Here is a 12,972-nt window from a genome sequence, read left to right on the forward strand (position 1 = left end):
GGGTCGAAGGGAAAAGGGTTGCACAGAATAACGTGTTTTTCGGAGTTGGTTGCGCCGTGTACCAGGAGACTCGTTCGCACGGTGCTTAGGGGGCAAAGAGGGAGTAATCCCTCTGACCTACCCGATAATCCAGTTTGTACCGTTGTGGCAGGTTCAAGGCTGCCCTACTGACCTCGGCTAGGGGAAACCCTAGCTGTGTCACTACTTTTCTTAAAATGTTGCCAGCTCCGTTGCAGTCGGCATTTATTAATTCGCCTTTTGCCGACCGATAAAGTCCACGCTTCACTCGCTTTCCGCTTACTGTCCACCCCTCAGGTTTCGCGCCGAGCACAGGTAGAAAGTCACGATCTAAAAAGCTAGCTTTGCTGGTGTAGCTTTCTTCGGTTTCGACAAATTTAATTCCGTATTCAACGCACAATTGTTCAATCCGGTTTTTCAATTTGGCGGTAGGAATCTGAACAAACTGCTGATTATTCTTTTTGCCAATATTTATGCTGTCTTTATTTCGCTTGTTCCAGCCAAATACTACTGTGCTAATCTGATTGATTTGACACCAATTAATAATGAATCTAGCAACCTTGTTCACGTTGTCACGCATTTGTCGATTGCGCCTCTCAGTCAAAGAAGCTAATTGCTCATCCCAATAGTCTTGAGATTTTCCTTTTTTGATTGCAGCTACACGCTTGTTGTACCACTGGTTCTGCGATTTAACTTTTCTGCCATCTATAATGAATGACTTCCCCACATTAGAGACGCAGGTTAACCAGTTATTGAGACCTGGATCGATGCCTAAAACATTGCTCGTTGGTGCCACTGGATCAGGGCTTGGTCTCTCATATACAAACTCCAAATAAAAACAGCCATTCCTAGGGACAAACCGATATTATTTGATTGATTTGAAATCGATATTGGATGGCATTGACAGTAAAAAATGGTCAATCCCAAACCAAGCTTTAATCTGCTTTCCTAAAGTGAATTTGAGTTGACCTTTCACTAGTTTCACCCACCGAGCGGGATAACTAACTACAGCTAGACCTCGCTTATTGCGGTACTTTGGGACTCTAGGCTTGTCAGTCAATTGCCCTTTGTCGTACAGCTTCTTGAGAGCCTTGTAAGACTTGAAGGACTCAACAATTCCGTGTAATGTCTGTTGGGCAAAGGCAGACCTCATTGCCTTAAAGTGGACATTAGTTTTCATTATTTTGTCCAACTCTGCCTTATTGAGGTATTTGCCAGCCTTAAACAACATTTGACGGCAATAATATAGCCCACAATTGGTGAGCTTGTTTGCTTCTGAGCAGATAAACTCTATGATCGCTTGGTTTTCAGGTTTTGTAGTTATTAAATGTTGCTGGCAGCCATACATTTTGTATCGTTTTTTTACTGTATTAAATTAATAATATACCCTGCCAATCAAGGTGTCAAGCGAATGCCAGAAAAAACTAATAAAAAAGTGGGAAGACCAAGTTTACATGGCGTACGAAAGAAATCGTATAGTGTCATGACAACAGAGACAGCCTGGAATGGATTAAAAGAGATGGCCAAAGATTCTTGATTAAGCCTTTCTGAATTCTTAGAGACTTTAGGTAGAACCAGGCAACTTCCATAACACGAGAGCCGTATGGGAATCCCGGCGCGCTCCCCGGCCACTCAATAAATTAAGTGGCTAACTCTCGCTTGATGTTTCTCTGTTTATCTGCTAGTAGTTTATCGGTTAAAACTGACGACGATGGCCTCGACGCCGATCCGTTGCAATTTTCGACCCACTCTCAACAACCATATTCTTTAAGTTGTAAAGGGCGAGGTTTTTTACGTATTCTGGCATCTGTCATTCAACAAATGCCTTTACCTATGGGTTGAAATTCTCCCTCATTTTCTCTATCTTCTGCATAAATCTTAAAATCATACACCTAAAAGGGGGAGTGTGGGGGGCGCGGGAAGTTAGATGAGCAACTGGCTCCTCAAGACGGCGCTACCTTCCAGCCCCGAAGTCCCAGATCCGCTGTTCCCAGATCCGCTGTTCCCAGATCCGCTGTTCTTTAAGAGTAGGGCAAGAGGCAAGAGGCAAGAGTTAATAAAGTATAGCGCTGCATCACTACTCCCTGTTCCCAGATCCGCTGTTCCCTGTTCCCAGATCCGCTGTTCCCTGTTCCCTAAAATCCCAAAATTTTGTACCTCACCCAATTTAAAACTGATTAGTTCAAGATACAGTGTGTTAGGGATTTTAATTCTTTCCCCAAAATTAACAATAACTTATAGCTTTCTTTAAAAGAAATATCCTGACAGTTGTAAACTAATATTAGCTATCGTTACAAAACAAAACTATTTCGGTGTAACCATTGAGAGTAGTATTACTAAAACTTAAAGTGCTTTTGTAAATCAAATATGATGCCCTATTATCTCCTTTATTGACGGGGACTTAGAGGCTAGTTCATTGTCCCTGTATTAAACAGGGGTAATTTAACTTGTTTGGTTTTTTTTATCTTCATAAACAACAAAAAATTGTAATTTGAACGGTTTCGTTTTCCCAGTATTAAACAGGGTTAATTTGACTTGCTTTGTTATCAAATATTACTAATTTTTAATGACTAATGAATGAATCTACTCCTGTTCAACTCGACTCATCCAATGGAAATGGTGAGACTGTACCCAGTATCATCAACACCAATATTTCACCACAGTTCAACTATGCTGACGCTGTCGAAAAGTCCTTCTTATTTTATGAAGCTCAGCGCTCCGGTAAACTTCCTGAGGACAATCGCATCCCATGGCGCGGGGATTCTGCCCTCAACGATGGTGCTGATGTAGGAGTTGACCTCACTGGCGGTTATTACGATGCTGGGGACCACGTCAAGTTCGGCTTCCCCATGGCTGCTGCCATGACTATGCTTGCTTGGGGGGCAATCGAATATCAAGATTCCTACCAGCAAATGGGTCAATGGGATGAGGCGTTGGATGCCATTAAGTGGGGTACAGATTACATACTCAAATCCCACATCACAGACAGTAACGGTCAAACCGAAGAGTTTTGGGGACAGGTTGGATCCGGTGAAATCGACCACAGCGTCTGGGCACCGCCGGAAACCATGACCATGGTGCGACCAGCGTTCAAAATTGATCCTTTAAATCCCGGTTCTGACCTAGCTGGTGAATCCGCTGCTGCCTTAGCTGCTGCCTCAATTGCCTTCCAATCCACAAACAGCAGCTACGCTAATCAACTACTCAATAACGCGAAAGCCCTATTTGACTTTGCCGAGACCTATCAGGGTAACTACTCTGACTCTATCCCCGATGCTGCTATTTTCTACAATTCTTGGAGTGGCTACGAAGACGAACTAGCCTGGTCTGCAACTTGGCTGTACAAAGCAACCGGTGACCAGACCTACTTGGATAAAGCCGAAAGTTACTATCTAGGTATTGATCCGACTCAGACTCAATCCTGGGATCAAAAAGTCCATGGTACTGGCATCCTCCTTGCTCAAGAAACTGACCAGGATAAGTACCGTATTGAAGTAGAACGCTGGCTGGACTACTGGAGTGACGATAGTGGTGAAGGTATCGAATATACTGAGGGTGGACTAGCTTGGTTAGATGACTGGGGTTCCCTACGATATGCTGCCAATACAGCTTTCCTTGCTGGTATTTATAGCGATACCGTTAATGATGGTAATGGTCGTTACTCCGATTTCGCCGCTGATCAAATTGACTACATTCTTGGGGATAATCCCAACAATCGCAGTTATGTCGTCGGTTTTGGCCACAATTCTCCCAAGAATCCCCACCATCGTGGAGCCCATGGTTCCACCACCAATGACATCGAATCACCGACGGACAACCTCAACATTCTCTATGGTGCATTGGTGGGTGGTCCCTCTGAACCAGACGATAATGCCTATGTCGATGTTCGAACTAACTATGCCATTAATGAAGTCGCTCTTGACTACAACGCTGGCTTCACTGGTGCTCTTGCCCGTATGTACCGTGAACAGATGGAACTAAGTCTGGGTTCTAACGTTGAACCATTACTGTCTACAGTAGATCCGATCCAAGTTGAACCATTACTGTCTACAGTAGATCCGATCCAAGTTGAACCATTACTGTCTACAGTAGATCCGATCACTAACTCAATAATTTAACTCTCCCCCGCCGGGGAATTCTAAACGGTTGTTATAGCACTACGCATTAAGGTGTTTGACATTGATACAAGCAGCAAAAGCTGTTTTAGTGAACTTTTAGGTGCGACCCGTGGCGAATTTAATAATTAGATGCGGACAGCGCACCTTTGCATGCATGCCTCTTGCCTCTTGCCTTGTGCGTAGCGCTATAGAACCCACATTCCGCACCTTCAAGTTTGACACTACGGATTTATCGCTACTCCCTGCTCCGAAGTCAGAAGAGTTGACACTCCCCGGTCATTAGACGCGGGGATTCTTCGCTCAATGACCCGTCTTGCTCAACCTGGCCGGAACCAAGAAGAGTAGAGGACAGATCTCCCGAAGAGTTCGGATTTAAAATCCAGGTTCCGGTGTGCCGGAAACGAAACCTTAGTAGAGTGGAGCCTTAGTTAATAAGTTTTGACCCTTTTTCTCATAGCCAGTCCCCTGTAAAGGCGACCCTCTACTTACGGTAACTTCAAACCCCACCGTACCCAAGGCTCTCTCAAGAATGTTGATTGCAGCGTTGTGGTCGCGGTCTAACTGACAACCACACTTACAGGTATGAGTCCTGGTTGATAGAGACTTCTTGACTATCTCGCCGCATTGAGAACAATTTTGGCTGGTATAGGCAGGGTTTACTGCAACAGTTGCCCTGCTAAACTTTTGCCCAAAGTGCTCCAACCATCTTCTAAACTGATACCAACCTGCATCATTAATAGACTTGGCTAGACAGTGATTTTTAACCAGATTTTTGACCCTTAAGTCTTGCCTTACGGCACGCTGCGCGAACGTAGGCGACCAGATCGTTAGATTGGATTACGCAACGTGCCGGAGACGAAACCTTAGAAGAGTGCAGCCTTACAACAAAACCTGTCACCTTTGATGCATAGCCTACCAACTTGCTTTGGCTGCACTCTTCTTGCGGTAACTTCGTTCCCAGTCTCTATTAAACTAAGCCGGGAAGTCGCCTTCGCCGACTTGTCTCCAAAACCGTACGTGATAGTTTCCCATCATACGGCTCCTCGCAATAGGGTTCCTTGTCATGTGGCACCTCTATATTAGAATGGGTTGTCATCTAGTTCAGAGGAATCGTTACTTGATTCGTGACACTTAGTTTTGAGCTTCATTCTATGTTTTTCATCGTGACAATGCAGGTGGAGTAGCTCAAGGTTTTTGAGTTGGTCGTTCCCACCTTGTGCGCGTGGTTTTATGTGGTGAGTTTCCATTAAGTCTTCGTTTCTAAAGGTCAAATTACAATGAGCACATTTTCCTTTTTGTCTTTTGAGGAGTTTAGCCTTCTGTTTAGACATTTCTGGATGTTTGCTCATTCTAGTACTCCAGTAAATTAGGTCTCCGTTGTAGGGACTGCTGTTTCCTTTGACCTTTGTATGACGAATGATTTCTGTCTTTGAATGTTTTGGAAGGTATATTCCTTCTTTTGTCATAAAAGTCCAGTTATCTACCTTGGGTGCATCCCAGGGATTTTTGGGTTCGGTGACCTTGGTTCCCCAGTATTTTTTATTCACCCAAGTTTTTGACTTTTTGGGATGTCTTCGGTATCCCCATCTTTGAAGTTTGTTCCAGAGCATATTATCTAACCCAGCGTAGGTTTTTTTACTTACAACACTTTTGTTGTAGTTACTCCAACCTTGTATAATGGGTTTAAGCTTGCTGATTAGGGCAGCTTGGGGGGCAGCTAGGTGATTTTTTATTTCCATTTCTAGCTGTCCCCAATGTTCTTTCACTTTTTTCTTTGATGGTTTAATGAGAGTTTTAAAACCTTGTTTGGATTGATGTTTACCTACCGGGTATTCTCGGATGTTAAATCCTAGAAAGTCAAATCCCTCTTTGGTGTGAGTCAATCTGGTTTTACTTGGTTTTAATTCTAAGCCTATGTCACTTAGCCATATTTCTATAACTTCTCTACACTTCTCTACCACTTCTTTGTTTTTATGTATGATGACAAAATCGTCCGCATACCTTATGAGACTAATACTTCTTCTTCTATCCCTTTTTCCTCTGACTGAGGTTTCTTTATAAGATAGATTTTCTACGTATTCTTTTATGGTCTCTTCCATTCCGTGGAGGGCTATGTTAGCCAAAAGAGGTGATATTATTCCCCCTTGTGGTGTACCCTCGTCCGTAGATGATAGTGTTCCTTCGTCTATTACTCCCGCTTTTAACCATCCTTTGATTAATCGCTTCATAGTGGGGAAGGTATTTAATTTTTTGAGAAGTTTTTCATGGTTGATTTTGTCGAAGCATTTTGATATATCTGCGTCTAAGACCCATTTGGGTTGTTTGGCGATACTGTCGAAAATGGCTTCGACTGCGTCATGACATGACCTTCCTAGTCTGAAACCGTATGAGTTGGCTTCAAAGCGTGCTTCCCATTCAGGTTCTAAAGCCTGTTTGGTTAGTGCTTGTAATGCTCTGTCTTGTATGGTTGGTATTCCCAGTGGGCGTTTTTCTTTTCGACCTGGTTTTTCAATCCACACTCTACGTGTAGGCTGTGGTATTTTATACGTCCTAAGGTTATTTGCTAGTTTTAGTCTTTGTTTGCCTGTTAGGGCTTTCCGACCATCTATCCCAGCTGTTCTTTTTCCTTTATTTTGTTGGGTCACCTTCCTGACTGCGAGCATTTTTGCTGACCAGGACTTCATTAAAGTTTTTTGTAACCGTCTTACCACGCGAACATTCCCACGTTGAGAGGCTCGATATATTCGTTTTTGTAACTTAAATACTGTAATTTCCAGCTTTCGCCAGTTTACTTTATTCCATTCCGACTCTGGGTGAAATCCCCGAGTTTTAGACTTATTCATTACTACTAGCAACCAGATCTTTTCCTATATACGTGAGTCTGTCTGCTTATTCACTACGTTACATAGTGACTTTTGCTTCTGACTCTATCTCTCCACCGGAGGCCATGCGGCTAACTACCTACTTGGAAAATCGACCTTTTCCAAGAGCACCTGCGGGGTTACTTCGTTCCTGGGTACCATACTGTATGCTTTTAGAGTGATACTATCCACCGGGAGTTAGAGAAATCGTCATATGAATGCTAAATCCTATGACCCTATGTACTCCGTTACTGTTTGTTTCCAGCGTTTCTAGCCTTATTGCGCTGGTTGAAGATTACGATGGTTCGCGTGTATCTTCCCTTTCGGTACTCATGAGCATTTTACCTGCTACTAGCTCCATATTTAGGCTTATAGAGTTTCGCTGTTCGACCCCGCTTTAACCTAGAGGTTGTTAATTCTCATTGATTAGGGGTAGGGTTGTCACTCAGATTTCGTGAGGGTTGGATTTTCACCAACATGGTATCCAAGTTGTCAGGGTGAGGTTACCCTGCGGTTAATCCTCCGATATTCTCGGTTTCTAACCAACGAATCGCACTGGCATGTTCTTCACGCTGCCTACTTATCTTGAGGTGTGCCCTACCTAGTCTATTAATCGCTTTTCTGCGGTTAGCTGAGCCTTTCTTTTTTCTGGAAACTCGGCGTTGATAAAACTTAAGCCGTTTTTCCCCTGTTCTGTAAAATCTGGGTAAGGATTCTGTGTGGCCATTAGAGTCGGTGTAGAAATCTTTTAGCCCCACATCTAAACCGACAGTATTGCCAGTAGGTTTTAAAGACTCCTTACAATCAACGGAAACGCAAAACTGGACATAATAGCCATCGGCTCGCTTGACTATCCGGACTCGCTTAATTTGCTTCTTGTCGAAACGCCACAAGTCCCATGTACCCTTAAGCTTAAGCTTCCCTATTCCCTTCTTGTCAGTGAACACGATTGACTTTTTATCAGGGGACAACTTCCATCCTGATTGTTTGTATTCGACCGATCTGCAATGCTTTTGGAATCTGGGAAACCCCTTTTTGCCAGGTACCTTTTTCTGGCAATTTTCCGAAAAACGAGTGATCGATGACCGGAGATGAAACCTTAGAATAGTGGAGCCTTTATAGGCGATAGGCTATGCAGAAAAGGGTTAAAACTCATGAAATAAGGCTCCACTATTCTTACGGTAACTTCTAACCATGCTCTTTCTGAGGCAGCCTGGCGAGCTGTTGAGTTTAACTCATTAGCAAATGGGAATTGATGAGCCAACACTTTACTGTACTTGCTGAGATCGAATTTGTTTGTCCCCTTATTGTCCATCCATAAACGGATGCAGCTATTTCGGATAAATTTTACAGTCCGAATGGCTTCATCTATGGCTGAGTATTGACTCTTTTTTCCTTTGGCTTTGAATTCCAGAATGATCATCGGTTATCGACCTCTCCCGCTTTACTTTATTCTACAACATCTAGACTAAAATTCCGGAACATTCTCAGAATATTTTTTTCACGGCGGCTAAAGCCGCTACTGCCCTTCATCCCCGGTATAAATACGCGGGGCTGAAGGGCTTTAGCTCCCTCGTAAGAGGTAAGAGCTAAGATGGTAAAAATCCTGTGTACCTCATTAGACTAAAAACCGCTATAGCTCACCCAATTGAGAACTGCTATAAATTACCAATCACTAATCTTCAACCCTCAAGTTAAGTCGATAATTAATCGGTTCAGAGGCTTGAGAAACTACCACAAACTCATAGAAACCAGATGCTGGCAGATCCCCGATCCAGTAGCGTTCGTTTGAGTCTTCTAATAGGGTGGTCTTACGGCTCGGACCATAAACTGAAAACAAGGCATTCACATCGGTAGCCAGTCTCACTTCCATGACTTGACCACCAGAAAGTTTAGCCGTAAACGCTTTCCCGTCTCCTGGCTCAAGGGTACCACTGACTTGCTGAATCACTGCGCCAGGGGCAAACTCGATGCGCTGTAGGGCTTTGCCCGATTTCAACGCTTCGATGGTATCCCCAACAATCCCTTGCCACACCTGACCAATAGACTTATCGATAAACTTCTCACCGCGCTGATCGGGAAACTTATGAAAGAATTTAGAATCTGCAATATCATAAGCTGCACGGCTAGAAAGACGCAACTGATTCACTTGCTGCTTCCAGCTAGTCAGATCTGCTGTCCCATAGCTTCCCAACCTTCCCCGTGCCGTCCGACTCAAATTGAGCAACTCAATCCGGGTCAATAGCTCAAATGCCAGCTTATCCCACTCTTCTCTTAACGGAGCATCCTTTGATCCAGTGCCTAGCTGTCGTTTTTCTTGATTGGGGTACTTGTTCCAAAAGGCCTCATTGACTAACTGAACGTAGAACTTCTCGTCAATCTCCAAATTGGCACGACGCTGATCTAGCAATTCCTTGCGCTTTGCCTCGTTGCTGGGAAACCACGAGGGTGGCTTTATGTCCGGTTGATCGATGGGTGATTCCTTTGGAGAGGGTTCCGGCTGAGATCCTCTGAATTTGAACCACCAATTGGTTGCCCAGAAGGTAAAACCAAATACAGCAGCAGCTAAGACAGATACCAAAACCACCTTGCCAAGCCAGTCTAAAACGGTATTGTTTGTAAAAGTGCTTAATGGTGTTCTGGTAGCTGGGGTTGCTGGCTGGTTAACCGCTACTGGCTTGGAACCAGGGGCAACTGCTAAAGTCGGTTTAGTCTGAGGGGGTGATGGAGCTGATTGCGGGTCACTGGCAAATTGAAGGTGAGTGGTGAGGTCTCGCAGCACTTCTTTGGCATTTTGGTACCGTTCCCCTGGTCTAGGTTGAAGCATTTTATCGAGGATACGACCTAGGGTAGAACTAAGGCTGATCTCTCGCCGCCAGTTCCAGGTCAGGGTATTGGGGTCAATTATCTGCTGGGGTTCCTGACCAGTCACTAATACTAATATAGTTGCCCCTAGAGCATAGAGGTCACTGTGGGGAAAAACACTTCCTCCTTGCATCTGCTCTGGGGGAGCATAGCCAACTTTACCCAACCGAGTTATGATCGGCTTATTTTGACCAGCCACCTTTGACCCTAGGAACTTCGATGCCACATTCGCTGCTACCTCCTTGACACCGCCAAAGTCAATCAGCACTGGTAAACCATCGGTACTGCGCAAAATCAGATTATCGGGAGAGATATCCCGATGAATCACCCTCATAAAATGGATATATTCCAACACTGGCAGGATTTGGATCAGCAGTTGAGTCACTTCTGCTTCACTAAACCGGAGTCCCTGAGGTCGGCGAGCCTCCAGTAGAGCGCGGTAGGTTTGCCCCTCCACATAGTCCTGAACCAACAATAGGGTGCCTTTGTCCTGTTGTTGTACCTGAAACAACTCACGAAATTGAGGGATTTGAGGGTGTTGCAATCGATAAAGAACTCCCGCTTCCCGCTCAAATAATTCTTCTGCTTTTTGTAAGGCGTGGTTACCTTGAACTTGGGGGGCAAATTCTTTTAGCACACACAGTTCATTAAAGCGGTTAAGGTCTTGAGCTAAATAGGTGCGTCCAAAGCCTCCGTGTCCCAACTCCCGGAGGATGCGGTAGCGACCACCCAGAATCTTCCCAGTGTCAAAGGTTTTGGCTAGGGACGGCAGCATCTCGCCACAAACCCGGCAAAACTTATTGCCATTGGGATTCTCATGTCCTTTACTACAATAGAGGGGCGTCATTCGATTTTGAATGTTGGATGTTGGATTTTGGATGTTAGATTTTTTCCCAGGGCTTGCTCCCGGAGACTTGACACAGTGCGTGGGATTCTGTGACCTGTTGACTCAGTAGTTGACTAAGCATAGGTAAATCAGCTACTGTGCTATATATATAAAGATATATAGCATTTCTAAAATAGGTGAGGTAGATTTTGGATTTTAGGGAATAGGCAACAGGCAACAGGCAACAGGGAAAAAATCTTGTGTACCTCATTACTATGATAAACGCTATATATCACTATATATATAACTAATCATCAAAAATGGGGGTTGGTAAGGGGAGAAACTCCTACCCCTGTCATTTATGCGTGGGTAGGAGTTTCTCCCCTTACACAAACAGCAGCTAGACAGTACTTCTTTTGAACTAGAAGCTATAAGCATATCCGTCTTTCCTATGTACAATGCTGCAATATTGGTGACTGATTCCTTGTACCAGTCCGTGTTTAGTGGAGATATTGAATGAACCGGTTTTTCGAGTAGCTATTCTACCTGTGTATGTTCCCACTTTCTTACCTTTGGTTACAACGGCTTTGGCAATATCTCCAGTCTGAAACCCTTTGACAAACTTCAACCTTGGTACATAACGAGTGGGAAAGCCAAACTTGTTCGTTCTGCACATCTGACGAGTACCATGTCCTTTAGCTGAAATCAACAATGGCTGATAAACTTCGATGTACAAAGTATCGACTTTTCCAACATTGGCGGCATCTAACCAGTGTGTTTTTGGAAGGTTCTGCCGACATCGATTGTACTTAGTTAATCCACCTGACCCTGTTTCAATCGGCAAACCCAAGGCTTTTAATTCGTTATACAACTTCCATCTAGTTGAGTTGACGGCTGCCCCATCGACTAAAGGTCGTTTGGCTTGAGAAAGAATACGCTTTATAACATCAGGTTTACCAGATAAAAACTGTTCGATTTCCTGATTACCTTTGGTTTGATTGCACTTCCTACAAGCAATTGCTAGGTTACTTACTCGGTCAGAACCGCCCTTTGATTTAGGTTTGATGTGTTCGACCTCTAGTGGAGTATCAGTCACACCACAGTAAGCACATTTACGATTCCATTTGGAAAGTAGATATTCTCTAACTTCATATCCGTAGAGTGTGCCCTGCTGATACTCTGTGCCAGAAATCTCAGGGTTTTCCATCTTCTGAGTATCGAACCTAACTAATTCCTGAGAAATGCCAGTTATCGGACAAAATCGAGTAAGTTTTTTTACCCATGTGATAATATTATAGACTCTCGACATTAGACTGGGAGCTAACCAGCCATCAGGACGTTTACGGTTAAGAAACCGTGGCTGTCGATAACGAGTTTTGCGGTTTCTACGAGAACGTCTCAACTGTCTACGTGAGGTTAAACCATCTCGAATTTGAAGACCTCTGTGGGTTAGTTCGGCACCCCAAACAACCACCTTTTCTTGAACAATTGCTAAACCTGTCGTTTGAGAACCAGGGTCAAGTTTGATCTGATGATTATGTGTCACACATTCCAATTCCTCCAAATCGCGCATGATGATTGTGAACGGGTATCTCCTAAAGACCTTAGCCCTTCCTTGTTTGAGCAAGATTCTAGCTCTAGCAGGCTTGCATGGATCTAAAGGTTTTTTGTTTTTATCAAGTACAAAAACTCGCATAATGTGAGTATTCTCCTATTGCTAGGGTAAAGTTCGCTGCGCCAATGTTATCAGTCGGTACTTCCCAGATTGCACTTCCTTAACCTGATAAAGATGTTTAACAATCCGGTTCTAGAGCTTGAAACTAGCGTCGCATTTCAAGGTAGGAACTTTAACTCTTGCTGATAACGTAGTCCCTGACGGGACTTAGGCTGGTCAGGTAATGATTCACAAGCCCCCGGATTTATCCGTGGGGTTTGCTACTCCCAGGCTCCTGAATCCTGTTGAAGCGTTCCGCCACCTAATTGGTAAAATATGTCATCGACGTATAAACCGGTTTTCGCTGAGGTATAATAACTTGCTATGACTTGGTCTTGCTGGGCAGTTTTTTTCTGTAACATCTGTGTCAATTCCTCCAGTTTTGCTTGATCAACTAAGTCGGATTTATTTAAGGCAGTAATAATCAACCCTTTGGGATTGATGGATAAAAACAGATCGATATGATGAACAATGTGCTCAATGGTTTCCATGCGAGTTACATCAGCAACAATAATTGCACCCTGAGCTCCTTTTAAATAAGTTGGTGAAATTCCCTTAAATTTAGTATGA

The 12,972-nt window shown here is 43.9% G+C and carries 9 protein-coding genes and 4 pseudogenes; 3 read left to right on the top strand and 10 right to left on the bottom strand.

The features are described from left to right. Positions 1 to 85 precede the first annotated feature (85 nt). Together F6J94_RS20050 and F6J94_RS20055 are read right to left on the bottom strand one after the other, a co-directional pair. Positions 86 to 865: pseudogene (locus F6J94_RS20050) on the bottom strand (RNA-guided endonuclease InsQ/TnpB family protein); the annotation flags it as partial. Positions 866 to 883: 18 nt separating this feature from the next. Next, the gene (locus tag F6J94_RS20055; protein ID WP_293043646.1) at positions 884 to 1,198 is read right to left on the bottom strand and encodes a hypothetical protein; all 315 of its coding nucleotides are present in this window, start codon (positions 1,196 to 1,198) and stop codon (positions 884 to 886) included. Positions 1,199 to 1,945: 747 nt separating this feature from the next. Between F6J94_RS20055 and F6J94_RS20060 the strand changes: the two genes are divergently transcribed. The 3 genes from F6J94_RS20060 (at position 1,946) to F6J94_RS20070 (ending at position 4,419) form a co-directional block, all read left to right on the top strand. After that, the gene (locus tag F6J94_RS20060) at positions 1,946 to 2,269 is read left to right on the top strand and encodes a hypothetical protein (protein WP_293043648.1); all 324 of its coding nucleotides are present in this window, start codon (positions 1,946 to 1,948) and stop codon (positions 2,267 to 2,269) included. Between the two features lie 322 nt (positions 2,270 to 2,591). Further along, positions 2,592 to 4,136 (top strand): glycoside hydrolase family 9 protein, encoded by a 1,545-nt coding sequence (locus F6J94_RS20065; protein WP_293043650.1) that lies wholly within the window; start codon positions 2,592 to 2,594, stop codon positions 4,134 to 4,136. Positions 4,137 to 4,245: 109 nt separating this feature from the next. Continuing rightward, positions 4,246 to 4,419, top strand: coding sequence for a hypothetical protein (locus F6J94_RS20070; protein ID WP_293043652.1), 174 nt, complete (start codon positions 4,246 to 4,248; stop codon positions 4,417 to 4,419). A 125-nt stretch (positions 4,420 to 4,544) separates the two neighbouring features. On the opposite strand, the pseudogene F6J94_RS20075 reads toward F6J94_RS20070, so the two are convergent. From F6J94_RS20075 to F6J94_RS20110, 8 genes and pseudogenes are all read right to left on the bottom strand, one after another. Then, a pseudogene (locus F6J94_RS20075) lies at positions 4,545 to 4,986 on the bottom strand (RNA-guided endonuclease InsQ/TnpB family protein); the annotation flags it as partial. A gap of 229 nt (positions 4,987 to 5,215) precedes the next feature. Continuing rightward, the gene (ltrA, locus tag F6J94_RS20080; RefSeq protein WP_293043654.1) at positions 5,216 to 6,979 is read right to left on the bottom strand and encodes a group II intron reverse transcriptase/maturase; all 1,764 of its coding nucleotides are present in this window, start codon (positions 6,977 to 6,979) and stop codon (positions 5,216 to 5,218) included. Between the two features lie 575 nt (positions 6,980 to 7,554). Beyond that, positions 7,555 to 8,082 (bottom strand): annotated as a pseudogene (locus F6J94_RS20085) (RNA-guided endonuclease InsQ/TnpB family protein); the annotation flags it as partial. A 107-nt stretch (positions 8,083 to 8,189) separates the two neighbouring features. Then, positions 8,190 to 8,420: pseudogene (locus tag F6J94_RS20090) on the bottom strand (RNA-guided endonuclease TnpB family protein); the annotation flags it as partial. Positions 8,421 to 8,672: 252 nt separating this feature from the next. Next, positions 8,673 to 10,709, bottom strand: a complete 2,037-nt coding sequence (locus tag F6J94_RS20095; RefSeq protein WP_293026623.1) for a serine/threonine-protein kinase — start codon at positions 10,707 to 10,709, stop codon at positions 8,673 to 8,675. Between the two features lie 34 nt (positions 10,710 to 10,743). Next, positions 10,744 to 10,959, bottom strand: coding sequence for a hypothetical protein (locus tag F6J94_RS20100; RefSeq protein ID WP_293043656.1), 216 nt, complete (start codon positions 10,957 to 10,959; stop codon positions 10,744 to 10,746). 150 nt (positions 10,960 to 11,109) lie between these two features. Further along, entirely contained in the window at positions 11,110 to 12,384 is a 1,275-nt protein-coding gene (iscB, locus tag F6J94_RS20105; protein WP_293026621.1) for an RNA-guided endonuclease IscB, read from the bottom strand. 239 nt (positions 12,385 to 12,623) lie between these two features. Beyond that, positions 12,624 to 12,972, bottom strand: a 349-nt coding sequence (locus tag F6J94_RS20110; RefSeq protein ID WP_367142244.1) for a Rab family GTPase, incomplete at its 5' end; no start/stop codon positions are given.

Source organism: Moorena sp. SIO1F2 (genome assembly GCF_010672755.1).
Taxonomy (GTDB): domain Bacteria; phylum Cyanobacteriota; class Cyanobacteriia; order Cyanobacteriales; family Coleofasciculaceae; genus Moorena.